The sequence below is a fragment of the Chitinophaga sp. YR573 genome (assembly GCF_900110995.1).
Lineage (GTDB): Bacteria > Bacteroidota > Bacteroidia > Chitinophagales > Chitinophagaceae > Chitinophaga.
Genome location: NZ_FOJF01000001.1, coordinates 2,751,407 through 2,774,458 on the forward strand (window position 1 = coordinate 2,751,407; position 23,052 = coordinate 2,774,458).

Sequence of the window (23,052 nt, forward strand, 5' to 3'; positions counted from 1 at the left end):
AATGCTGGTAGGGTATTTGCATGTATGTTATAACATCTATTACCTGTTTCTACAACTGTTATAGATGTATAGGACAGTGAATATACCGGCCCGGCATTGCCGGGCCGGTTCTTTTATATCAGTTTACTGATGATGCCCTGGGCTTTCCGGTAAGCATTATTTAACTGGTTCCGGACGGTTTGTTCAGTCGTACCCTTACGGATGGTTATCTCCCTTATACTCAGTTCATCGATATGATACCAGGTAAATACCTGCCTTTCTTTTTCAGGCAGGTGTTGCAGATCTTCCTGCAAAAGGGAGAGTATGTTTTCATGAATAATCGTACTAAGTGTTAGTTCGTAATATGGATCTCCGTTTAATACGAACATCTCCGGATGTTTTTCTTTCAGTTCACCATCCCTGAATTTGCGAAGGATCAGTTTTCTCACAGCGTTGAAAAGATAAATACGGATATGTGTGTGGATCTGCAGTGAGCCGCGTTTTTCCCAGAGGTCTGTAAACAGCTCCTGTATTATATCCTGGGCATCGGCATCATTTAATAAAATACGGAAAGTATACTGGTATAACGCTTCCCGGTACAAGGTAAAGATGGCTTCAAATCCATCGGGTTTCTGAATAGGCATAAGGATACTACAATGGGCCTTAAAGTTAGGGGTTGGAAAAGGTGAAAAAACAGGGTGGATTAAAGCATCATACAGGCTTAACATGCTTGCTTAATCAATTACAAATACGGGGCAACATGATATAACAGGTTTTTATATTTAATATTTACTTAAATCATTGTTTAATAGTCTGTTAGAGGCGTTTTTACAAAACTTAACATTGTCCTGTGTTAAATTACCATTAATTTTATGTTATCACATTAAACCACTCTCATTAATATTATGGCTACTACAAATGCTCCAAAGGCAGCTAAATCTTCCCGTAAAGATGCCCGCAATACAATAGAAGAAAAGTTGAATCTTCTCTTAGTTGATCTGAAAAAAGAACTGGGGGAAAGTAAATTCAAAAACAGGATTAAGAAAGCTGCGAAATTGTTGAGCAAGGGATTGGACAAAACAAAGAAACCGGTTGTAGCGGCAAAGAAGAAGGCTGCAAAGAAAACGAAAGTATCTACTAAGAAAGCTGCAGTTGCTGCAACACCTGACGCTGAAAAATAATATAGTTTAAAAGCAGCAGAAGTCTCTGTAACTCCCGCTGCTTTTAACGTTATTACTTCTGGTTCGGTGTGCAGCATGGTAAAATTCCTTACTTTGCAAGAAAAAGAGATACTTGAAAGCAGGCATTATAGGCAGCGGCAGTTGGGCTACAGCATTAGCTAAAATACTAACGGATAACGGGGAACAGATCATGTGGTGGATCAGGAATGAAGACACGATCCGGTATATGCAGCAGCGTCATCATAACAAGCATTATCTAACCTCTGTATATTTTGATACTAACCTGGTACAGTTAAGCAGCAACCTGGAAGAGGTAGTAGCCGCCAGCGATTTGCTGGTACTGGCCGTACCCTCTGCGTTCCTGGAAGAAGTGATGCTGTTGTTACCTCCCGGTGCATTGAACGGGAAGAAAGTTGTGAATGCTATCAAGGGGCTGGTCCCCGGCAATAACCTCCTGATCAATGAATATCTGTTTAATATGTTTGACCTTCCATTGGAAAGGTATTTCACTATAACAGGGCCTTGTCATGCGGAAGAAGTAGCCAATGAAAAGCTCTCTTACCTTACATTTTCAGGATTACAGGAAGAACCTGCCCAGGAGATCGCCAACATGTTTGGCAACAGCTATCTGCAAACCATTGTTAACAGGGATGTAATAGGTGTGCAACTGGCGGCTGTATTAAAGAATATTTATGCATTAGGTGCAGGTATTGCACATGGCCTGGAATACGGCGATAATTTCCTGAGTGTTTATATTACCAACTGCTTCCGGGAAATGCAACAGTTCCTCGAAACCTACGGGCAGGAACATATTGAAGCCGGTACAGAACATAATTACAATGCCAGCGCTTATCTGGGAGACCTGCTGGTAACCTGTTATTCTTTGCATAGCCGTAACCGTACCTTCGGTAATATGATCGGTAAAGGATATAGTGTAAAGGCCGCACAACTGGAGCTGAGCATGATAGCAGAAGGTTATTATGCCAGTAAATGCCTGTTTGAAATGAACCGGGAAGTAGGTGCTTATATGCCGGTGGCACAGGCCGTGTATACTATACTGTGGGAACAACTGAATTCGAGAGAAGCCTTCCTTGCACTGGAGAAAGGATTTTTATAATTAACCAACTGTTAACCTTCTGTTAAAACGGGCATAAAGTAAGTTTGTAATCTTCGCAGCAGAATCAAAGTAACCTATAAATCAATCTGTATTCTGCTATGCACAACTTATGCCTCAAAGGCCTGGCTACAGGCGTTTTCCTGTTTTTATTTTCATTTGCAGCGATGGCTCAGTCCATTAGCGGCAAAGTATTGTCCGGCGATGATAAACAACCCCTACCAGGAGCAACTATCCAGGTAAAGGGTACTACTAAAAAGACGGTTACTGATACTAACGGATCCTTTACAGTGGCTGCAGAGAACAGTGATGTACTCATCATCAGTAATATCGGTTTTGCTACACTACAGGTGCCCGCTTCACAGGCTGCAGTTATTTCACTGGCCATAGATACAAAAGGGCTGGGTGAAGTAGTGGTTACTGCATTGGGTATTAAAAAAGAGAGAAAAAAGCTGGGTTATGCCCTGCAAGAAATGAAAGGGGATGAACTTACTACTGCCCGTGAAACGAATATAGTGAATCAGTTGGCCGGTAAAGTTGCCGGTGTAACGGTGGTGAGCAGTCCGTCTGGTGTGGGAGGCTCTTCCAGGGTGTCAATCCGTGGAGAACGTTCAGTCGATCTGAATAAGAATCAGCCACTGTATGTGGTTGACGGAGTACCTATCAGTAATGCTATTAATAGTGGTTCAGGCGGTAATAACCAGGAAGTGGATTTCGGGAATGGGGCCAGCTTTATCAATCCTGATGATATAAAAAGTATGACAGTGCTGAAAGGTGCTGCCGCAGCTGCATTATATGGTTCAAGGGCTGCTAATGGGGTTGTGATGTTCAAGACCAAATCCGGTAGGAAACAACAGGGGTTAGGTATTGATGTGAACAGCAACTTTACACTGGAAACACCGCTTAAATTACCTGAATACCAGAAAGTATATGGACAGGGAAACAGCAGTGGCGGAGATTTTGCTTTTGTAAATGGTGCTGGCAGCGGTTTGTCTGATGGTACAGATGAAGGCTGGGGCCCCGCGTATAAAGGACAATTGTTTCCTCAGTTTAATTCTCCCCGTACATTAAACGGAACAGCTATACCATATACAGGTGGTGATATGAATGCACCGGCAGGTAGTGTTATTACTCCCACCAAATGGGAAGCTGATAAAGATAATCTGAAAAACTTCCTTGAAACAGGCCGCACATTTACTAATAATGTGGCGATTACCGGTGGTAATGATAAAGGAGATCTGCGTGTAAGTTACACCAACCTGGATCAGAAAGGAATGGTGCCTAATACTGATCTAAAAAGGAATACCACTACTTTCTCCGGTAGTTACAATCTCACTCCTAAGTTCTCTGTTAAATCTTACGTGTCTTATATCAAAAGTGAAAGTGGCAACCGTCCTTCTATCAGTTATGGTACAGAAAGTATTATGTATCTGTTTAACTGCTGGTTGCCATCATCTGTAAAAGTGAGTGACCTGCGTCGTCTGTGGCAAAAGGGTTTAGACAACAAACAACAGTATAACTGGAACTACAATTATCATGATAACCCCTATATGAACGTTTATCAAAATACGAACGGACAGTATTATGATCGTCTGATAGGGAACGTGATCCTGAGATATGATATTAGCAGCTGGTTAAATGTACAGCTGCGGTCTGCTACAGACTGGAGTAGTGAACGCAGGGAATATCGCCGTGCATTCAGCACACAGCGTTACCCTTATGGTGAATACCGTGAAGTAAATATCATCAATGAAGAACGTAATACAGACTTCCTGTTTGCTGCAGATAAAGAAATCAATACTAAGTTTTCTGTGAATGCTACACTGGGTGGTAACCAGATGCGCCAGACTTCCCGCTTTAACGAGTCAACTGCAGGGCAGCTGAATATACCGGACATTTATAGATTGACAAACTCGCGCATTGCACTGGTAGCTAATCAGAATAATGTAGGGAAACGTATTAACAGCTTCTATGGTTCTGCCGGGGTGTCTTATGATAATAAACTGTTCCTGGATGTTACAGGCCGTAATGATCGCAGCAGTGCATTGACTTTACCGGAAGCCCTGAAATCATTGGGTACAGAGAAGAATTCTTATTTCTATTCTTCCATAGCATTAAGTGCTGTTATCAGTGATATGATAAAACTGCCTGCTGCTATCAGCTTTGCAAAAGTGAGAGCCAGTTTTGCACAGGTAGGTAATGATACCGATCCTTTTGCATTTACGCAAACCTATAACAGAAGCGATCCTTACGGTGCATCACAGGTTTATGGAGAAACCAGTCGACTTTCCAATCTTAACCTGAAACCGGAAATAAGTTCTGCTTATGAATTCGGAACAGATCTGCGTTTTTTAAATAATCGTGCAGGCATTGATATTACTTATTATCAGAGTAATACTAAAAACCAGATCCTCAATATTCCTCTTTCCAATACCAGTGGTTATGAAACCCGTGTGATCAATGCAGGATCTATCAGGAACAGTGGCGTGGAAGTAATGCTGAACGTAACTCCTATCCAGAAAAAACATTTCACCTGGAGCGCATATGTGAACTTCTCTGCAAACCGCAGTAAAGTAATAGAGCTGAGTGATGGCCTGGATAATTATGTGATGGCTGATCGTAGTGTAAGTGTGGAAGCAAGGGTAGGTGAGCGCATGGGGGATTTATACGGAATTGGTTTTGCGAGGGTACAAAATACAGATCCGGCAGCTGCTTATTATGATAAATCAGGTAAGTATGTTGGACAAATGGTATTTGCTGCGAATGGCCGCCCTATAGCTACTACAGAAAAAATAAAATTGGGTAATTATAACCCTGACTGGCTGATGGGTATTGGTAACAACTTTAGTTATAAGGGAGTAAGATTGAGTTTCCTGTTTGATATCCGTCAGGGAGGTAAATTATATTCTCATACACAAACAGTAGGACGTGAAGGTGGTATTATAAAAGAAACGCTGGAAGGACGCGCAGATGGATATGATATGAGCAAACCGGGTAATGGCGTGATAGGTACAGGAGCTGTACAAAACGGAGATGGCAGTTTCAGTACCAATACTACCAAGGTAGCTGTACGTGAATGGCACAGCGCCTGGACAGGTGGCCGTAGTATTGCGGAAGGCGTAATGTACAATGCCTCTTTTGTGAAGCTGCGTGAATTGCAGATAGGCTATAGTATTCCGGGTGTTTTTGGGAAGCGACTGATTAAAGGATTAAGTGTTTCTCTGGTAGGACGTAACCTGCTTTTATGGGATCATGTTCCGCATGTGGATCCGGAGACGATGTCTTATTCCGGTGGTACTGCATTACCTGGTATAGAGTATATGAGTTTACCCAGCTCCCGCAGTTATGGTGTGAACCTGAGCTTCAAATTATGATGAGTCCTTACGTTTAAAAAAGAGAAAAAATGAAACTACTTAATATAATAACGTTTGTTCTGATAGCCGGACTTTTGTCTGCCTGTACCCGCGATTTCAGTGGAACGAATACAGATGAAAATAATCCTACCAATGTAACACCGGATCTGTTGCTGAGTGGTGTGATCCGTAATATGATGAACAGACAAGTGAATACTGCCTGGGGTATTGGTAATATCGTTGTGCAGCATCATGCAAAGATCCAGTTTGTGAATGAGGACCGTTATCTGTGGGGAGAGCAAAACAGTGTATGGGACGATGTGTATAATAATTATCGTAACCTGCAGAATATTTTTGCTGCTGTAGGAACTGATGAAACCAATCCTTATTATGGCGTGTCGCTGATATTGAAGTCGTGGATGTTTGCACAGGTAACAGATGCATATGGAGACATCCCGTATTCCGAGGCTGGCAAAGCCAAGCTGGAAGGTTTGTATCAGCCGGTATATGACAAACAGGAAGATATTTATACAGGCATACTGGCGGATCTGGAAAAGGCCAACAAGATATTGGCTACAGGTAGTACTATCAACCTGGATGGAGATATCCTTTATGGTGGTGGTGCTTCTTCCATTATTCACTGGCGTAAGCTGGCCAATTCATTGCGTATCCGCTACCTGCTGCGTATGTCTAAAAAGAAAGATGTAAGCGCTGCAATGGAAGCTATTGTGAGCGACCGCATGAACAACCCCATTTTTGAAAACAACAGTGATAATGCAGAACTGGAATACCAGTCTGCTGCACCTAATCAGTGGCCGTTATATGGTAGCCGTGTAGGTTCCTTTGATGAGTTCCGTGTGAGTAAAACACTCAGCGATCGCTTAACCGCTTTGGGTGATCCACGGTTAAAAGTATTTGGCCGCCCTACACAGAAGTCTGTAGCAGCAGGTACACCTGTAATAGCAGGCATCCCCAATGGACTGAGCGACGTAGATGCACTGGCTTATAACGGTGGAGTACAGGGCGTTTCCAGGATAGGTTATACTTTTGCCTGCCTGGTGTGTAATGATCAGGGAGAGGCTGCGCCGGATCCTGCAGCAGCAAGAGGATTACTGATGACTTATGCAGAACTGGAGTTTTCACTGGCAGAAGCGACTGAAATGGGACTGATCACTAATGAAACTGCCGAGACCTATTATACAAATGGGGTGGTGGCCAATTTTGATTACTGGAAAGCAATTGTTCCTTCCGCATATGGTATTGATGTAAGCATGCCGGCAGGTTATCTTACACAGACGGGTGTAGTTTACAGCGGAGATAAAAGTGAGAGACTGGCGAAGATTGCTTTGCAAAAGTGGATAGCGTATTATTTTAACGGACTGGAAGCATGGTTCGACTGGCGCCGTACCGGTATGCCGGAAATAGTACCTGGTCCATCTAACCTGAACGATGGTAAAGTACCTGTAAGATTTATTTATCCATTGAAGGAACAATCACTGAATGGAGTTAACAGAGCTGCTGCTGTTGCAAGACAAGGAGTAGATAATCTGAATACGAAACCCTGGTTGATAAAGTAATATTATTCTAAAAAAGAAAGCTCCGTGAGGAGCTTTCTTTTTTAGATCATTTATTTAGCGATATCGATCTTTACTTTCTTATTCTTGATCTTCTCATTTTGTACAAGTTGCAATGTTGTGCTGGCTTTTGATTTACGGATAGCTACAAAGGAGAAGAAATCCTTTACTTCTATCAGTCCTATTTCCTCTTTCTTCAACTGTCCCTTATTGGTAAGGAAACCTACTATATCTACTTTATTTACTTTGTCTTTTTTACCTGCACTGATAAAGAAGGTCGTCCATTTTGGTTTCTCGGGAAGTTCTATCTCGTCCGGTAAGGTAATGGCGGTAGCTTCTTCTGAAATATAAGCAGGGAGTTTCTCTTCCGGGCCAATAATCAGGATAGCAGTACCACTCGCATCCATCCTGGCTGTTCTACCGTTACGGTGGGTGAATGTTTCTTCTGTATTAGGCAGGTGGTAATGGATAATGTAGCGGATGTGTGGAATATCCAGTCCACGTGCAGCGAGATCTGTTGTTACCAGGATATTCGAAGAGCCGTTCCTGAATTTGCCCAGGGCAGCATCCCTTTCCTGTTGTTCCATGGCGCCATGATAGAATACACTCACCAGTCCGTTTTCTTTGAGCAGGTTATTGGTGCGTTCTACAGCTTCCCTGTGATTACAGAATACGATGGTAGAGCGGTTGCCCAGCATACATATAAGGCGGAAGAGGGTATCGAGTTTGTCTTTACCATCGCTTTCCAGGTATTGAATAGCGAGGGCTTTGGAAGTTTCTTCTGTGACGAAGTTGAGTTCAACCGGTTCTGTCAATCCTACGAATTCAGGGATGTCTACCGCATCGGTAGCGGAAGTAAGGATCCTTTTCTTCAGGGATTTAAGAGAGTTAAGGATGAATGCCAGTTCTTCCTGGAAGCCGAGTTCCAGGGACTTATCAAATTCATCCAGTACGAGGGTATGGATACCGTCTGGTTTAATATTCTCCCGGCGAAGGTGGTCACACAGGCGGCCTGGTGTACCTATGATAAGCGCTGGAGCTTCTATCAGGTTGTTTTCTTCTGTTTCTCTCAGGTGTCCACCATAGCAGCAGGTTACTTTAAAGCCTGTTCCCATGCTTTTGAATACCTGTTCTATCTGGAGTGCCAGTTCTCTGGAAGGAACTACTATCAGTGCCTGGGTTTTAGGATTGCTGATATCCAGCAGATCCAGTACGGGTAAAAGGAAACCTAATGTTTTGCCCGAGCCTGTGGCAGAGAGTAGTACGACGTTGTCTGCCTGCTTATTTGCTTCGATGGATGCCAGTTGCATTTCGTTCAGTGCATCGATTTTTAAAGCAGAGAGGATGTTTGTAAGAGAGTATGATTCGTTTTGCATTGGGGCAAAAGTACGGGAGTTCCCCAAGCTACACAAAAGAAGCCTGCTTATTGTTCTTTTTTTGCATCTGTAAAGTAATGTCTTATCATCCATTCTATGTGAGGAAGGAGGGCGCTTTCCGGTAGTTCTGGCCCATCTACCTGCTGGATTTCGCTTTCATTTGTGTAGGTGTATTCCAGTACGTGTCCCCTCACAACTATCTGGAATCTCTTTTCCCGTCCCCTTTTTCTTAGTGCAACTTTAGTATTTACACCATTGATCAGAAAGGTACAAGCAAGCGTACGCATGATGGTTTAGTTTAAACATGATATTAAGAATCGCACGACTATGCTGACTAGTGGCAAGTGTGTGGCATATCCCCTATAAGTATAGACTGTAATATGAAATGCTGATATATTGTCTTTCAAATGTATGGGGTAATAATAACAAAAGTGTGAATGAATTGTTAACGGCAAAAAAAATGTCCCGGCTACTACCCCGGGACAAATAACTAAACAACAGCTATGAATGAAAAAAAATTTCTACGACATATATAGGGTTTCAATTAGTATACCATATGCCGGAAATGCATAATTCCTCATATGTAATACTGCTGGATGGGGAGTTTTTATAAGCACTGTGGAATTTATTCTACAGTTTTGAAATATTCGGGTTCTGGAAACCAATACATTTATAATGGATTGATATTTGAAAGTAATGATTGGTTACCTGTACTTACAGAGGTATATCGGCTATTTGACGCAGATAGATTGAAAGTGAGGAAAGTATACTTCTTTAATGCCTGGTAATCAATTTCTTAATGGAACAAGTGTAAGCATGTCACAAGATATAAAACCGGATGTGGAACTTCCGTCCGACTCAGTATTAGCAAATAGAGGGAAGAAAGGACCATTTATTCTGATTATCGATGATGAACCCGATATCTGTAAACTATTGCAATTGAGCCTGGTGAAACATGGGTATAGTGTAAAATATGTACATGCTCTTACAGAAGGTATGCAATACCTGCAGGAACATCAGCAGCCTGATATTCTTTTCCTGGATATTCACCTGCCGGATGGTTCTGGCCTTGAAGCAATTCCGGATATAAAAATGCAGTGCCCTGCGCTGCCCGTAATAACAATCAGTGCGTATGACAATGGGATGGAGAAACAGAAAGCATTAAAAGCAGGCGCCAGTTATTTCCTGGCTAAACCTTTTAATGTGAAGAATCTGGACGAACTGATGGGTACTATGTTGAGTAAGAAGTAAAACTATTATTAAATTTAAATTAGCTGTTGTCTAACACCACATATAAATATTATGAGAAATATCCTGATTATTGACGACGAGATCAATATTTGTACGTTACTGAGTAAGTTCTTAGGTAAACACGGCTTTAAGGTAGATACTACCATGAGCGGTGCTACAGCGCTGAAAATGATGAAGGAAAAGACTTTTGATCTGGTGTTGTGTGATTACCGTTTAAAAGATACTGATGGTGCTCAGTTGCTTCAGGACATACGATTGATCAACCCACGTACAATTGTTATTATTATTACTGGTTATACGGACGTAAGAGTTGCTGTGGATATGGTGAAGAATGGTGCATATGATTACCTTTCCAAACCACTGTATCCGGATGAGATCCTGAATCTGGTACATAAAGCATTTGCACATATGGACGCGGAAAGAGAAAGAGAATCATCTATGCCAATGCGCTCTGTGAGTAACGGAACTGAAAGAAATAACGGGTCGGAAGAAACAGAAGATATAGGCAGCGAAGTGCTTGATAAAAGCCATAAATATGTATATGGTGAAAGTGCCGGTGCAAAGGAACTGTTACGTCAGATTAAACTGGTTGCTCCTACTGATTACAGTGTAATCATCTTTGGAGAAACGGGTACCGGTAAAGAATCAGTAGCTCACTTAATCCATCACCATAGTAAACGTCAGTCGCAACCTTTTGTTGCACTGGATTGTGGTAGTCTTTCCAAAGAACTGGCAGCAAGTGAATTGTTTGGTCATGAGAAGGGTTCTTTCACAGGAGCCATCAACACCAAAATCGGTGCTTTTGAACAGGCACATGGTGGGACTTTGTTCCTGGATGAAGTCTCCAATCTTTCTTACGACATACAGATAGCATTACTGCGTGTGATACAGGAAAAGGTAATCCGTCGTGTAGGTAATCTGAAAGAGATTCCTATTGATGTACGAATTATCGTGGCATCTAATGAAAAGTTGTCAGAGTCTGTACAGAAGGGAAGATTCCGTGAGGATTTATTCCATCGCTTTAACGAATTCACCATTTATATTCCACCATTACGTGAGAGAGTACAGGACCTGCCACTGTTTGTAAATGCGTTTATGAGACAGGTGGAAAGGGAATTGCAAAAGAACTGTGGAAAGATTGATAATGATGTGTGGGAATGTTTCAATAAGTACAACTGGCCGGGTAATATACGTGAGCTGAAAAATGTGATACGTCGTGCCTGTTTGCTGACGCCGGAACATGAAGACATTACATTGTCTACTCTGCCACTGGAAATGAAAGAGTCATTTGCACAACTTTCTTATGAAGAAGATCATCAGGTGAATATGACAGGTGAATTGATTTCAATTACCAATGAGAATGATCTTAAAACAGTTGCTTTACAGGCAGAATATAATAAGATTATTAATGTGCTGAAAGAGGTAAAGTATAATAAAACAAAAGCTGCGCAATTGCTGAATATAGACCGTAAAACGTTGTATAATAAATTGCGTTTACTCAATATAAATTATTAGTTATTATATGTCATGCAGTCAGAAAAGTATCAACATAAAAAGATAAATGTATTTGAGCGGTTTTCCAGTAAGGTAAGTCATGCTACGGGTTCTCCCATGGCCTTTGTTCTGGCGATGGTAACAATTATTGTGTGGGGTATTACCGGCCCATTATTTAATTATTCGGATACATGGCAGCTTGTAATCAACACGGGTACTACTATCATCACTTTTCTGATGGTATTTGTGATTCAGAAATCGCAGAATAAAGATTCGAAATCTGTACAGTTAAAATTGAATGAGCTGATAGCTGCTAATAAATATGCGAGTAACCGTTTGATAGTTGTAGAAGATTTATCTGAAGAGGAGCTGGATGTATTGCACAATTATTATAGCAGGCTGGCAGAAGAAACAAAGAAGAAAATTAATATGAAAGAATCTCATTCAGTGGAAGAAGCAATAGAGAATACGGATGAGAAAATGAAGCTGGAGCCGATAAGTAAGTCGTTGAAAAAAGGAGACCATCCTCTGTCTTAAAATTATTTCTTTCAGATAAAAAAAGCTCCTGATCATTTCAGGAGCTTTTCTGTTTTTATAAGTTTACGGGTAATACAATTGTAAATGTACTGCCGTTATCTATCTCACTTTCTACATGTACTGTTCCTTTGTGATTCATAATGATATTCTGTGTGCTGGTAAGTCCTAACCCCGTTCCTTTTGGTTTATTTGTAAAGAACGGATCAAACAACCTGGCTTTTGTATCTTCAGGAATACCCGGACCATTATCCGTGATCATGATGAGGGCTTTATCTTTCTGACGTTCTGTACGAAGGGTCAGTAAACCTTTGGATGGTGTCATTGCTTCTATTCCATTGATGATAATATTCAATAGTGCGATCACTATTTTTTCATCATCAGCAGGAATCATTACATCTGGTTTCACATAGCCTTTCTGCACTTTTATTTCGTTCAGTTGCAGACGGTCCTGGGCCAGTACCAGTGCCTTATCTGTTAATTCATTGATACCATGAGGACGGATGTTCAGTTCTATCATACGGGTAGAATGCAGGAGTTCCGTGATCAGCTGATTGATACGGGTGCAATTCCGTTCAATGATATCAACATATACCTGGCTTTCTTCCACGCTTACCGGTTCCCCTTTAAACTGGCTTACGGCCAGTAATATATTGGTAAGAGGATTTCTTACTTCATGTGCAATCACACGGGCAATACGGCCTGTGATTACAAACTTTTGCTGTTGTTGTTTTTCCAGCTCTTCGCGTTTCCTTTCTGTGATATCCTGTACCACGCAAAGGAATACATGTTCTGCTTCATCCAGTGTTACAGCGCTTACCAGTACATCCAGCTTTTTGCCTTCTTTGGTAATGAAGTTATATTCTGTTTGCAGGCTGGAATCTTCTCCGCAGATATGATCAAAAAAATGTTTGCTTTGTTCTTCCTGGAAAAAGAGTTGTTTGAGATTTAACTGTAATATTTCCTCTTTGCTGTATTGTAAAGATCTGATAGCAGAGGGGTTGGCGTCTATGATATTTTTATTACAGTCTGCCAGTATAATAAGATCATGTGCTTTTTCGAAAACACTGAAATATTTCTTTTCTTTTTCTTCGATAACACGCAGGTGATGTGCTTCGTCCAGTGCATAACGGATAGAGCGTTCCAGCAGATCTGCACTGATTTCCCCTTTTACAAGGTAATCAGAGGCACCGGCCTGCATGGCTTCTTTATCTATTGTATAATCGCCTTTACCGGTAAGCATGATTACCGGGGCGTTGAATTGTAATTGCTGGAAATGGTGGAGTATATCTATACCTGTGTAAGGGCCGAGACGATAATCTACCAGGTAAATATCATGTTCTTTTCTATCTATTTCCTCTAACGCCTTGGAATAGGTAGGAGCCCAGTCGAGTTGATATTGTCCTGGAGAAATGTCCTGTAATAATTGGCTCACCAGATAAAAGTCATCCTCATCGTCATCAATCATCAGGATGTGAACAGGTAAATCGGTCATCTCATTTATACATTTGGCAGTTCTGCAATTTCAAACCAGTATTTCCCCAATACACGGGTAAATTCTACCAGCCCTGAATATGTGACTGGTTTGATAATAAAGCTGTTTACACCCAGCTCGTAACTTTTAATGACATCTTTTTCTTCTACTGACGTGGTTAGGATGATTACCGGTATGCTTTTTAGTGCATGGTCGGTTTTCAGTTCCTTTAACGCCTGGCGTCCGTCTTTCTTAGGCATATTCAGGTCCAGCAGGATAATTTGTGGAAATGGGTGTAGCGTTTCATCCGCATAATGCCCGCTACGTTTCAGGTAATGCAACAATTCTTCCCCGTTCTCCACGAAGCTAATGTGGTGCTGTGTACTGTTTTCATCAAAAGCTGCCTTAATCAGGTCTCTGTCATCTGCATCATCATCAGCAATAAGGATGCTAATCTTTTCAGCAGTTTTAATTTGAGTCATTCTGCTGGGTTTGGGTGAGTGGTAAGATGACGACAAAGGTGGCGCCTTTACCGGGGTAGCCGTAAGCCATGATCTGCCCATGATGGCTATCGACGATTTTTTTACATATAGCAAGTCCTATACCGGTACCAGAGTATTCACTCATACCATGTAACCGCTGGAAGAGCTGAAAGATTTTTTCGGTATGAACGGGGTCAAATCCTATGCCGTTATCTTCTATATAGATACGGCAGAAGGAATCTTCTGCGCGGTTTTCATTTATACTGTTTTCAAGTTCTTTTCCTTTGAGTACCTGACTGGTGATATTGATGATCAGCTGACGGTCGGGATGTGCAAACTTGATAGCGTTCGCCAGCATGTTCTGAAAAAGCTGGTGGAAGGATGTGGCGCTGCCTTCAATAAAAGGGAGCGGGTCTGCTGTTACGGAAGCGTTATGTTCCTGTAAACTTACTTCAAGGTCGCTGATTACTTCCTGTAGCAGTGCATCCATATCTACGGGCGTAATACTTTCCGGCGTGATACGTCCTGCACGGGAGAAAAGCAGCAGGTCATTGATCAGCACACGCATTCTGGATACGGCGCTTACCATACGGTCCAGCATCTGACTGGCTTCGGGGGGTAGCTGTTCTCCGTATTTCATCTGTAGCCGGTCGCTGAAGGTGGATATTTTGCGTAAAGGTTCCTGCAGATCGTGTGAGGCAACGTAGGCAAATTGCTCTAATTCCTCATTTGATTTATTTAAAAGGAGAATGTTTTGTTGCAGATTACGTTGGTAAGATTTGAGCCTTGTTTCTATATGTAGCTGTAAACGGAATTCCCGGGTGAGTGTAATATATGAGTAGATGCCGATAAGGATAGCTACAAGTGACGAGATGAATATCACAGGCACCCAGATGGCAGAGAAGAAATCGTACAATTCTGATTTTTCATGCAGGTGGCCTTCTTCTATCAACATCATGTCCTGCACTTTGCGTTCTATTTTAGACATGGATTTTTCTCCCTGCTGCACGGCAGAAGTATCTTTCTGTAAAGAAGTTTCCTGTTGTTCTCCTTCCATCAGCTGCCGGTATTTGTTATCCAGCAATGATTTGAGCGTATCCAGGTGTAATTGCTGCTGGTGGTTATCGGCAGTTACCCGGCGGAGAATAAGGTATTGTTCGGCTATTTTAATACTGCGCTCCTGCATACTTGGTACCAGAAAGGAAGTGTCTTTTGTGATGTTGTAACCACGGATAGCTGATTCTGCATCTTTGAGCTGTCGGGTAATTACTTCAAGACGTTTGGATACTTCGATGGTATGATTCATCCATTTTGCATTGTCGAGTAGGTTTTTTGTTACAAGATAAGAGCATATGGAGGCGGCGATTACTACAGTGCATGCTATAAAGAAGCCTAACCTTACCTTTTTCTGTACTGGAATGTGCATGTGCCTGAACTATTAGATAATAAGTACGCATTCGAATTTACTATATTATTAATAATCAGCATGAATTATTCTTAGATAATGTGGGGAATAATTGATAAAGTATGCAACAATTTCTACACTATGAAAGTATGTTAAGGTCGTGATCGCTGTTTATATTCATATAACCATATACGTGAGTAGTGAATTGATGGGATGCTTTATTGTAGCGAACTTACAGCGGAATATAATTTGTGCATATTGCGGGTGATATTCTGATTGTTTATCTGATGGAATGAACTTTGTCTTTTTAATTGCGGAAAAAGTTAAAAGACGCAGACAATAAACAGCAATACTCAAATAAAAATTTAGCCATGCAAGATCATACTTATTTATCAACAGGTAATCCTGAACCGATCGGCGTTCCTGTGAGAGAACAGCCACCTGATCCGGGGCCGGAAATTACGCCCCCACCTTCACCACAGGGGCCACCGCCACCAGTGCCCAATGAAGTGCCGGACCATGATATTCACCGTACACCTCCTGATCCCAAAGCAGCAGATAGTGATAAAGAAGCGCTGATAAAATAATTTACTAATTACATAAACTCCAAATAAAATGGCAACTAAAACTCAGGTAAAAAACGGCAAATCCGCCGCTTCCACAAAACCCGGCAGCACTGCAAAGAGCGCTACTGCTAAGAAAACAGTCGTTGTTACCCGTTCTGCTCCTAAATCAAAGTCTAATGGTTCGGAATCCAAATTCCATAAATTGTTTATGGACGAACTGAAAGATATTTACTGGGCTGAAAAAGCACTGGTAAAGGCGTTGGGTAAAATGCAAAAGGCGGCAACGTCTGAAGAACTGGTGAAAGCAATTACTGATCACCAGGGACAAACGAAAGGACATGTTGAAAGACTGGAACAGGTATTTGAACTGTTAGGTCAGGAGCCTAAGGCGAAGAAATGTGAAGCAATGTCCGGACTGATAGCAGAAGGACAGGAAGTTGTAGATGATACAGAAGAAGATAGTGCTGTAAGAGATGCCGGTATCATCATTTGTTCCCAGAAGATCGAGCATTACGAAATTTCTGCCTACGGTAGTTTACGTACGCTTGCAAATGTAATGGGACATGCCGATGCTGCTGATATTTTCTCACAGACTTTGAGTGAAGAAAAAGACGCGGACAGCCTGCTGACGCAGATAGCTGAGTCTTCCGTAAATGAAGAGGCTTCTGCTGAATAATATCGTTCGTTAATGAGCATCTCCGGGGCCTCTGCATGTAAAAATGTAAGAGGCCTTTTAAATCGACGGGAATACGGCCTTTTTTAAGGGTAAAGATAAAAAAGGTGTTATGGGCCGGATCACATTAAAACATGTCTAATTGGGCCGCTTATTGCAAAATGCGAAGGATATCCCTGGAAGAAAGAGCATAAACTCTCCTGTAAACTCTTTATAACTGAGAATAGACTAGTATATACCCCCTATATAAGCCCCCTCTAAATAAGGTGGTCTTGTATACAAATTGTATAGGACTTATAGTGGGCTTATATAGGGTTTATACCCTCATATAGGTTGAATATCAGTGCATTATGAGCAGGTTGTTAGCGGTAGCTAATATTTCTATATCTTTTTAATACTGATTAACAGTACATTAAAATATAAGGGAAATTGTTATAGCAGGAAATGAGGAGAATTAATTAGCGTTTGAGCACCGCTAATATTTGAAAAGGGTGACTAAAAAAGTCACCCCCTATAATGATTTAATCAGACAAAGATCAACTGATCTTCTCTGTCTTCTACCGGTATCTTCTGCATAAATTCGTCAAAACCTGCCTCTTCATGTGTACTGTACATGCCGTAGGCGTCCAGCACGTAACCTATTTCGCCTTCTTTGTCTTCAATGAGGTATAATACAGACGTATCGCCCGGATCAGACTCTCCTTCAAACCGATAGGTTTTAATAATCTTCAACTCATCAGGGTTGTAGATCTTTTGCTTTTCTTTATTCTGCATTCTGCCGTGATCACTCATTTTTAATTCGTGATCAAGACCTTTCTGATGCAATTTTTCTAACACCCTGCTTAGGGTTGTCATTTCACCTGGCTTTTCCATAAACAAAGGTTTTTATAGTAACGTGAAGTCCAAAAGCCATGCCATGGCATGTACTTATCCCTCCAAAGTTATATAGTGTGGTACGGGATAGCAGGCTGGATATGCCTGATAAGAAAAATCAAGCGCATATTAAATTTCAACGTGTAAATGAGGATACGGGGAAAGAAGTCCCCCCGGAACAGATTGTGAAAGGATATTTACATCAACCAGCCCAATAGCAGACAGGCGAGTACGATAAAAGGAGAAGGCAGCTTCGTAAACCAAAGCACTGAGAGGGTGGACAACATGATTAATATGTTGTACCAGTTAGTGGGAATAGCCATGAAGAGCATGATGGTGGCTGCCCACATAATACCTACTACGGCAGCATTGATACCTTCCAATGCACGATAAATGATCACATATTTCTTGAGGTTGTGCCATATCGGAAAGAAGAACAACACAAGTAACAGACTAGGTAAGAAGATGGCGATCGGCGCCAGCATACAGCCCAGAAACTGATAGCCCGGGCCAAGGTTACGCATCACCATTCCACCAGCATAGGCTGTAATGGAGAAGGTAGGACCAGGCATGGCCCTCATGATACCGGCACCGGTGAGCAGCTCTTCTGCGCTCATAAAAGATGATTTTGCACGGGTAACGTACTGCTCCAGCATCATTGCAATGAGTATATCTCCGCCTCCGAATACAAGGCTACCGAAACGGTAGAAGTTTTCAAACAGGTTGAAGGGACGACGGGTGATCCAGTTATTTGTACGGGCAAGCTCAGAGAATACCCCTGCCAGGATGAACAAGAGGGCGAACAGCCATATGTTAGTCCACTGGATCTTTTTAGGTTTATCTGCAATGTCCGGGATACGTTTGTCACTGAAATTTGATACAATTCCCCCCAGGATAATGAGGGCGGGGAAAGTCCAGGGGGACTTCAGGAAAAATGCTGCCAGCAGGGCAACCACCATGATAGCGGTAGTGGCCTTACTGCGTATACTGATGCGGAAAGCCCGGATACTGCCGTATACCAGGAAGCCTACCGCCATTGGTTGTACGTATTTAAAGATATCGGTGTTCAGCGCTTTCTGGTCGAAATACTGTAACAGGAAGCTCAATGACCCCATCAGCAGACAGGCAGGTGAGATCCAGATCAGCAGTGTAACGATGGCGAGCGGGACACCGCCGCGCTTATAGCCAATGAGAGTGAGTGTTTGTGAAGAGGACGCCCCCGGCAGCAGCTGGCAGAAAGCATTGTACTCCATCAGCTCCTGTTCCGTCACATCCCTGCGTTGCTGCACGAATGTTTTCAACATCATAGCCAGGTGCCCCTGAGGGCCTCCGTAAGCCGTTATGCTGTGCATAAAGACTGCTTTTAGAAAAGGAATGTGGCGTAAAAACACTGATGAGAGATTATTCGGTGTCCGAATTTCAACAAAAAATTAAAGATAGCAAACTATTAAAAAAAGCAAATATACGGGCATAATACTTGTGATTGTTTTTTTTCGGCGCCACCTACGATTTGCAGCAAAATTTATGATATATGAAGAGACTAATGATTCTATTGCTTCTGGCTTTATCTTCTGTAGCGCATGCACAGCTATCTTTTTACAATAGCGATGCTTACTGGTCTAACTTCTGTTTACAGACTTCCTGCATCGAACCCGCAAAGACAGATACCTGCCTGGTATTTGTTAGCAACCGCCACCTGCACCCGGACAGTCTGCGTTTTGTAGATGAATATGTGGATACAGCAGGACTTAAATATTTCTTTCTTCAGAAGAATGCGGGGACATGGAATGTATACCAGGCGCCGAGTTTACAGGATGCTATGCACCTGCTGCCCGAGAAAAGGGATATTGTAGTGTATGCGGAGGGGATGGGTAAGATATTCACTACCAATGTGGAACGGGCTTTACTGATGCGGTCTCAGTATCATGTGAATGTGGTGATGTTCGATTATTCCAGCATTAATACAACGTATAAGCCTTCCAGGAATTTCAAGTTTGCCAGGAGTAATGCAAAGTTGTCTGCCCCTCATTATTTTCATCTGTTAAAGACATTACAGCAGGCAAGGCATAATGATGAGGATTGGGTAAGGAATGTGAGGATTTCTACATTTTATCATAGTATGGGGAATATTATCCTGATGGAGATGATGAAGCAGCAGCGGTATGAAGAGTTAAACGGGGAACCTTTTATCGATAACCTGGTGATAAATGCAGCCTGTGTACCTCAGAAGAATCATAAGGAATGGGTGGAACATATCCGCTTTGCGAATAAGATTTATATCCATTATAACCGTAAAGACCTGCAGTTGAAGGGCGCGCACCTGATTACCTTAAGACCTCAGCTGGGAGAGAAGATTAAAAAATCGAGGGCAGATAATGCGACTTACGTGAATTTTCATGGCCAGGCAGGAAGACAACATAGTTACTTCCTTAACTTCCCCAGGAATGAATACAGGATGACGGATGCCATGAAAGAGTATTTCGCACAGCTGTTTGCCGGAAATATTGCCAAGTTGAAAGAGAATAAAACAGCATTGCTGACAAGTAATGAATAAAGGCTCCTGCATCAAACAGGAGCCTTTACTTTTATTTTTTCAATCCTATTTCTCTTAATCTTTCATCCAGGTACTCACCGGCAGTAATCGGCTCATATTCGCAGGGATGTGTAGCTGTGACACAGCTTTCCAGGCAGTTGAGCGGCATTACTGATCTGGGATGCAGGAAGAACGGAATGGAATAACGGCTGGTGTTCCACATTTCGCGGGGTGGGTTCACTACGCGATGGGTCGTGGATTTCAGCCTGTTATTCGTTAAACGCTGCAACATATCTCCCACATTTACTACGATCTGTTCCGGCAGGGACGTTACGGGTACCCAGTTATCCTGTTTATCCAGTATCTGCAAACCATCTGCGGAAGCGCCTACCAGCAGGGTGATGAGGTTGATATCCTCATGTTGTTCCGCACGGATGGCAGAAGCGGGTTCCTGTGTGATGGGCGGATAATGGATAGCCCTTAATATTGAATTACCATTATGTACCTGTGGGTCGAAATAATGCTCATCCAGTCCCAGATACAATGCTATAGCCTGTAACAGAGAAGTGCCTGACTTTTGAAAGGCCTGGTAGGCTTTGTAGAAAGTAGGGGTGAATGGCGGAATTTCTTTTACCGTAAGGTTATCCGGATATTCTGCTTTTACAGGATCGTTGTCTTCTACTGTTTGTCCGAACTGGAAGAACTCTTTGAGATCGGGTGCGTCATATCCTTTGGCATGTTCCTTACCGAAGGATGTATAACCGCGCTGGCCAGCCAGTTCAGGTAGTTCGTACGAGCGTTTTACATCAGATGGTAATGTGAAAAACGACTGTACGTACTTGTAAAGATCAGCGATCAGTTCATCAGAGATACCGTGATTTTTTACGGCTACGAAACCTACTTCTTCGTATGCTTTTCCCAGCTGCTGCACAAAGGCATTTTTGCTGGCGGCGTCGCCTGAAGTAAAGGCGGCGAGGTCCACAACCGGAATGGAATGAGTTATTGCCATAGTAAATGTTTTACATTACTAAGGTAGATTAAAATGAAGATTTTAGAAAAGCCTTTTCTTCCGGTGTAATGTCTACCATGGCGTACCTGGATATATCACTGATCAGCATTTCGTCCATGATATCTACTACATTCCTGTAGTTAGCATCATTATCTGCTTTGATAAGGACCATGAGATCGTTTTTGCCAAAGCGTTTTAGCACTTCAGTGCGTTTAGCGAGGATGATATCCCGGATACCATTTGTGTTGGCAAAACGGGAGTTCATGATTTTTGGTGGATGCTGCAGATCATTGCCCATGCCGGCATAGTAGCTGACTTTATCATTGGCACCAAGCAGGATGGTGAGGGCCTTACTGTCTGCGATGGCAGAAGGATCTCCGTCATTACGGGGCATGATAAGATCCATTACTTTAGGCTTGGTTAAGGTAGTGGTAAGCATGAAGAAGGTGATCAGCAGGAATCCCAGGTCTACCATAGGTGTCATATCTACACGGGTACTTAATTTTTTGGAACGTATGCCGCCTTTGTGGCTATTCTGTGTAGAGCCAGTGTTCATTTCAGCCATGACTAATGGTTTTAGGTATGTAAGGAATAAGTGAAATGAAAGCGCTTTCAGTAGTATAGATGCAGGCGGGGAATTATTCCATAAAGTGTGGGTCGTAACTCAGTTTAATTTGGGGTTTTGCAGGGCGAAGCCCTGCAAAACCCCAAATTAATTTTTTATTTAAAATTCTGCACTTTTAGGTGTACGTGGGAATGGGATCACATCGCGGATGTTACCCATACCTGTTACGAAGAGGACCAGTCTTTCAAAGCCAAGACCGAAGCCTGCATGGGGGCAGGCGCCGAAGCGGCGGGTATCCAGGTACCAGCTCATTTCATTTACGGGCAGGTGCATTTCTTCCATGCGGGTAACCAGTTTATCGTAGTTTTCTTCTCTTTGAGAACCACCTACAATTTCACCGATGCCCGGGAAGAGGATATCCATTGCACGTACGGTTTTACCGTCGTCGTTCTGCTTCATGTAGAACGCCTTGATAGCTTTAGGATAATCTGTGAGGATTACTGGTTTCTTGAAATGTTTCTCTACCAGGAAACGTTCGTGTTCACTTTGCAGGTCTGCACCCCATTCTTCGATGATATAATTGAATTTCTTGCTCTTGTTCGGTTTACTGTTTTTCAGAATGTCGATAGCTTCTGTATAAGTAAGGCGTTCGAATTCGTTGTTCAGTACAAACTCCAGTTTAGGAATAAGGCCTAATTCGCTGCGTTCCTGCTGAGGTTTCTGTTTATCTTCTTCTTCCAGGCGTTGTGCAAGGAATTCGAGATCTTCCCGGTTGTTTTCCAGTACATACCCGATTACGGATTTGATAAAGGTTTCAGCCACGTTCATATTGTCTTCCAGATCAGCGAAGGCCATTTCCGGTTCTATCATCCAGAACTCAGCCAGATGACGGGCCGTGTTGGAGTTTTCTGCACGGAAAGTTGGTCCGAATGTATAGATATCACCAAATGCCATTGCACCCAGTTCTCCTTCCAGCTGTCCGGAAACGGTGAGGTTAGTGGCTTTGCCGAAGAAGTCTTCTTTATAATCTATTTCGCCGTTTTCTGCCAGTGGCGGATTCTTAATGTCCAGTGTGGTTACATGGAACATTTCGCCGGCACCCTCTGCGTCTGACGCAGTAATAATAGGAGTGTGCAGGTACACGAATCCTTTTTCATTAAAGAACTTATGTACAGCAAAGGCCAGCGCATGGCGCACACGGAAGATAGCGCCAAAGGTATTTGTGCGGAAACGCAGGTGGGCAATTTCGCGCAGATACTCCAGACTGGGGCGGTTTTTCAGCTGCAGCGGATATTTTTCGGGATCGCAGTCGCCTAATATTTCAAGTTCTGCTGCTTTTACTTCCACACGTTGTCCTTTACCCAGGGAAGGGATTACGGAGCCTTTCACGCTGATAGCAGCGCCGGTGGTGAGACGTTTAAGAATATCAGGTGTAACGGAATCCGGTTCCAGTACAATTTGCAGGTTATTATTAGTAGAGCCATCATTAAGGGCTATAAACTGGTTGTTACGGAAAGAACGTATCCAACCTTTTACTACTACATCATAGTTTGTGTTTTCATCCAGCAGTATTTGCTTGACTTTCACCCTTTGGCTCATAACTGTATCAATTTTGG

Annotated in this window: 22 protein-coding genes; 11 read left to right on the top strand and 11 right to left on the bottom strand. The window is 42.5% G+C overall.

The window, feature by feature from the left end; translation table 11 throughout:
• Positions 1–113: 113 nt before the first annotated feature.
• Positions 114–623, bottom strand: a complete 510-nt coding sequence (locus BMW86_RS11585) for an RNA polymerase sigma factor (RefSeq protein WP_177189229.1) — start codon at positions 621–623, stop codon at positions 114–116.
• Between the two features lie 261 nt (positions 624–884).
• On the opposite strand from BMW86_RS11585, the gene BMW86_RS11590 reads away from it, so the two are divergent.
• The 4 genes from BMW86_RS11590 to BMW86_RS11605 all read left to right on the top strand — a co-directional run bounded on the left by BMW86_RS11590 (position 885) and on the right by BMW86_RS11605 (position 7,204).
• Complete coding sequence (locus tag BMW86_RS11590) at positions 885–1,160, top strand: hypothetical protein (protein ID WP_089781931.1); 276 nt, start codon at positions 885–887, stop codon at positions 1,158–1,160.
• Between the two features lie 112 nt (positions 1,161–1,272).
• Positions 1,273–2,277: an NAD(P)H-dependent glycerol-3-phosphate dehydrogenase gene (locus BMW86_RS11595; protein ID WP_089781932.1), complete on the top strand. Its 1,005-nt coding sequence runs from the start codon at positions 1,273–1,275 to the stop codon at positions 2,275–2,277.
• A gap of 98 nt (positions 2,278–2,375) precedes the next feature.
• Positions 2,376–5,648, top strand: a complete 3,273-nt coding sequence (locus BMW86_RS11600) for a SusC/RagA family TonB-linked outer membrane protein (protein ID WP_089781933.1) — start codon at positions 2,376–2,378, stop codon at positions 5,646–5,648.
• A 29-nt stretch (positions 5,649–5,677) separates the two neighbouring features.
• Positions 5,678–7,204 carry a SusD/RagB family nutrient-binding outer membrane lipoprotein gene (locus BMW86_RS11605; RefSeq protein ID WP_089781934.1) on the top strand — a complete coding sequence of 509 codons (1,527 nt, stop codon included), beginning with the start codon at positions 5,678–5,680 and terminating at the stop codon, positions 7,202–7,204.
• A 50-nt stretch (positions 7,205–7,254) separates the two neighbouring features.
• On the opposite strand, the gene BMW86_RS11610 is transcribed toward BMW86_RS11605, so the two are convergent.
• Both BMW86_RS11610 and BMW86_RS11615 read right to left on the bottom strand, forming a co-directional pair.
• Entirely contained in the window at positions 7,255–8,577 is a 1,323-nt protein-coding gene (locus BMW86_RS11610; protein WP_089781935.1) for a DEAD/DEAH box helicase, read from the bottom strand.
• A 47-nt stretch (positions 8,578–8,624) separates the two neighbouring features.
• On the bottom strand, positions 8,625–8,864 hold the full coding sequence (locus BMW86_RS11615; RefSeq protein WP_089781936.1) for a hypothetical protein: 240 nt from the start codon (positions 8,862–8,864) through the stop codon (positions 8,625–8,627).
• A 529-nt stretch (positions 8,865–9,393) separates the two neighbouring features.
• Here BMW86_RS11615 and BMW86_RS11620 point away from each other — a divergent pair.
• The 3 genes from BMW86_RS11620 to BMW86_RS11630 are packed head-to-tail and all read left to right on the top strand — an operon-like array spanning position 9,394 to position 11,859.
• Entirely contained in the window at positions 9,394–9,828 is a 435-nt protein-coding gene (locus BMW86_RS11620; protein ID WP_089783645.1) for a response regulator transcription factor, read from the top strand.
• A 51-nt stretch (positions 9,829–9,879) separates the two neighbouring features.
• Positions 9,880–11,343 carry a sigma-54-dependent transcriptional regulator gene (locus BMW86_RS11625; protein WP_089781937.1) on the top strand — a complete coding sequence of 488 codons (1,464 nt, stop codon included), beginning with the start codon at positions 9,880–9,882 and terminating at the stop codon, positions 11,341–11,343.
• Positions 11,344–11,355: 12 nt separating this feature from the next.
• Entirely contained in the window at positions 11,356–11,859 is a 504-nt protein-coding gene (locus tag BMW86_RS11630) for a low affinity iron permease family protein (RefSeq protein WP_089781938.1), read from the top strand.
• Positions 11,860–11,914: 55 nt separating this feature from the next.
• On the opposite strand, the gene BMW86_RS11635 is transcribed toward BMW86_RS11630, so the two are convergent.
• From BMW86_RS11635 to BMW86_RS11645, 3 genes are read right to left on the bottom strand one after another with little or no spacing between them, the layout of a single operon-like run.
• Complete coding sequence (locus BMW86_RS11635) at positions 11,915–13,351, bottom strand: hybrid sensor histidine kinase/response regulator (protein WP_089781939.1); 1,437 nt, start codon at positions 13,349–13,351, stop codon at positions 11,915–11,917.
• Between the two features lie 5 nt (positions 13,352–13,356).
• Positions 13,357–13,812: a response regulator gene (locus tag BMW86_RS11640; RefSeq protein ID WP_089781940.1), complete on the bottom strand. Its 456-nt coding sequence runs from the start codon at positions 13,810–13,812 to the stop codon at positions 13,357–13,359.
• Entirely contained in the window at positions 13,799–15,238 is a 1,440-nt protein-coding gene (locus BMW86_RS11645) for a sensor histidine kinase (protein WP_089781941.1), read from the bottom strand. The genes BMW86_RS11640 and BMW86_RS11645 overlap by 14 nt, the downstream gene beginning before the upstream one ends.
• A 350-nt stretch (positions 15,239–15,588) precedes the next feature.
• Here BMW86_RS11645 and BMW86_RS11650 point away from each other — a divergent pair, with 350 nt between their 5' ends.
• Together BMW86_RS11650 and BMW86_RS11655 are read left to right on the top strand one after the other, a co-directional pair.
• On the top strand, positions 15,589–15,804 hold the full coding sequence (locus BMW86_RS11650; protein ID WP_089781942.1) for a hypothetical protein: 216 nt from the start codon (positions 15,589–15,591) through the stop codon (positions 15,802–15,804).
• Positions 15,805–15,832: 28 nt separating this feature from the next.
• On the top strand, positions 15,833–16,459 hold the full coding sequence (locus BMW86_RS11655) for a YciE/YciF ferroxidase family protein (RefSeq protein WP_089781943.1): 627 nt from the start codon (positions 15,833–15,835) through the stop codon (positions 16,457–16,459).
• Between the two features lie 522 nt (positions 16,460–16,981).
• Here BMW86_RS11655 and BMW86_RS11660 read toward each other — a convergent pair.
• On the bottom strand, positions 16,982–17,329 hold the full coding sequence (locus BMW86_RS11660) for a hypothetical protein (RefSeq protein WP_089781944.1): 348 nt from the start codon (positions 17,327–17,329) through the stop codon (positions 16,982–16,984).
• Between the two features lie 38 nt (positions 17,330–17,367).
• Here BMW86_RS11660 and BMW86_RS33330 point away from each other — a divergent pair, with 38 nt between their 5' ends.
• Positions 17,368–17,547: a Ku protein gene (locus BMW86_RS33330; protein WP_410492545.1), complete on the top strand. Its 180-nt coding sequence runs from the start codon at positions 17,368–17,370 to the stop codon at positions 17,545–17,547.
• On the opposite strand, the gene chrA is transcribed toward BMW86_RS33330, so the two are convergent.
• Positions 17,527–18,681, bottom strand: coding sequence for a chromate efflux transporter (gene chrA, locus BMW86_RS11670; protein ID WP_255372905.1), 1,155 nt, complete (start codon positions 18,679–18,681; stop codon positions 17,527–17,529). The two genes, BMW86_RS33330 and chrA, sit on opposite strands and share 21 nt — an antisense overlap.
• A 179-nt stretch (positions 18,682–18,860) precedes the next feature.
• Here chrA and BMW86_RS11675 point away from each other — a divergent pair, with 179 nt between their 5' ends.
• Positions 18,861–19,883 carry an alpha/beta hydrolase gene (locus BMW86_RS11675; protein WP_089781946.1) on the top strand — a complete coding sequence of 341 codons (1,023 nt, stop codon included), beginning with the start codon at positions 18,861–18,863 and terminating at the stop codon, positions 19,881–19,883.
• Positions 19,884–19,914: 31 nt separating this feature from the next.
• On the opposite strand, the gene BMW86_RS11680 is transcribed toward BMW86_RS11675, so the two are convergent.
• The 3 genes from BMW86_RS11680 to asnS form a co-directional block, all read right to left on the bottom strand.
• Positions 19,915–20,871, bottom strand: a complete 957-nt coding sequence (locus BMW86_RS11680) for an isopenicillin N synthase family dioxygenase (RefSeq protein WP_089781947.1) — start codon at positions 20,869–20,871, stop codon at positions 19,915–19,917.
• 28 nt (positions 20,872–20,899) lie between these two features.
• A complete protein-coding gene (locus BMW86_RS11685) occupies positions 20,900–21,436 on the bottom strand; it encodes a biopolymer transporter ExbD (RefSeq protein WP_089781948.1) in 537 nt (178 codons plus the stop codon).
• A gap of 159 nt (positions 21,437–21,595) precedes the next feature.
• On the bottom strand, positions 21,596–23,035 hold the full coding sequence (gene asnS / locus BMW86_RS11690; RefSeq protein ID WP_089783646.1) for an asparagine--tRNA ligase: 1,440 nt from the start codon (positions 23,033–23,035) through the stop codon (positions 21,596–21,598).
• Positions 23,036–23,052 lie beyond the last annotated feature (17 nt).

Bases quoted from the DNA above. Each gene is read 5' to 3' on its own strand.
- BMW86_RS11640 (WP_089781940.1), bottom strand. From the start codon at position 13,812: ATGACTCAAATTAAAACTGCTGAAAAGATTAGCATCCTTATTGCTGAT.
- BMW86_RS11615 (WP_089781936.1), bottom strand. From the start codon at position 8,864: ATGCGTACGCTTGCTTGTACCTTTCTGATCAATGGTGTAAATACTAAA.
- asnS (WP_089783646.1), bottom strand. From the start codon at position 23,035: ATGAGCCAAAGGGTGAAAGTCAAGCAAATACTGCTGGATGAAAACACA.
- BMW86_RS11685 (WP_089781948.1), bottom strand. From the start codon at position 21,436: ATGGCTGAAATGAACACTGGCTCTACACAGAATAGCCACAAAGGCGGC.
- BMW86_RS11605 (WP_089781934.1), top strand. From the start codon at position 5,678: ATGAAACTACTTAATATAATAACGTTTGTTCTGATAGCCGGACTTTTG.
- BMW86_RS11650 (WP_089781942.1), top strand. From the start codon at position 15,589: ATGCAAGATCATACTTATTTATCAACAGGTAATCCTGAACCGATCGGC.
- BMW86_RS11675 (WP_089781946.1), top strand. From the start codon at position 18,861: ATGAAGAGACTAATGATTCTATTGCTTCTGGCTTTATCTTCTGTAGCG.
- BMW86_RS11680 (WP_089781947.1), bottom strand. From the start codon at position 20,871: ATGGCAATAACTCATTCCATTCCGGTTGTGGACCTCGCCGCCTTTACT.
- BMW86_RS11655 (WP_089781943.1), top strand. From the start codon at position 15,833: ATGGCAACTAAAACTCAGGTAAAAAACGGCAAATCCGCCGCTTCCACA.
- BMW86_RS11600 (WP_089781933.1), top strand. From the start codon at position 2,376: ATGCACAACTTATGCCTCAAAGGCCTGGCTACAGGCGTTTTCCTGTTT.
- BMW86_RS11590 (WP_089781931.1), top strand. From the start codon at position 885: ATGGCTACTACAAATGCTCCAAAGGCAGCTAAATCTTCCCGTAAAGAT.
- BMW86_RS11625 (WP_089781937.1), top strand. From the start codon at position 9,880: ATGAGAAATATCCTGATTATTGACGACGAGATCAATATTTGTACGTTA.
- BMW86_RS11620 (WP_089783645.1), top strand. From the start codon at position 9,394: ATGTCACAAGATATAAAACCGGATGTGGAACTTCCGTCCGACTCAGTA.
- BMW86_RS11635 (WP_089781939.1), bottom strand. From the start codon at position 13,351: ATGACCGATTTACCTGTTCACATCCTGATGATTGATGACGATGAGGAT.
- BMW86_RS11645 (WP_089781941.1), bottom strand. From the start codon at position 15,238: ATGCACATTCCAGTACAGAAAAAGGTAAGGTTAGGCTTCTTTATAGCA.
- BMW86_RS33330 (WP_410492545.1), top strand. From the start codon at position 17,368: ATGCCATGGCATGTACTTATCCCTCCAAAGTTATATAGTGTGGTACGG.
- BMW86_RS11610 (WP_089781935.1), bottom strand. From the start codon at position 8,577: ATGCAAAACGAATCATACTCTCTTACAAACATCCTCTCTGCTTTAAAA.
- BMW86_RS11585 (WP_177189229.1), bottom strand. From the start codon at position 623: ATGCCTATTCAGAAACCCGATGGATTTGAAGCCATCTTTACCTTGTAC.
- BMW86_RS11660 (WP_089781944.1), bottom strand. From the start codon at position 17,329: ATGGAAAAGCCAGGTGAAATGACAACCCTAAGCAGGGTGTTAGAAAAA.
- chrA (WP_255372905.1), bottom strand. From the start codon at position 18,681: ATGCACAGCATAACGGCTTACGGAGGCCCTCAGGGGCACCTGGCTATG.
- BMW86_RS11630 (WP_089781938.1), top strand. From the start codon at position 11,356: ATGCAGTCAGAAAAGTATCAACATAAAAAGATAAATGTATTTGAGCGG.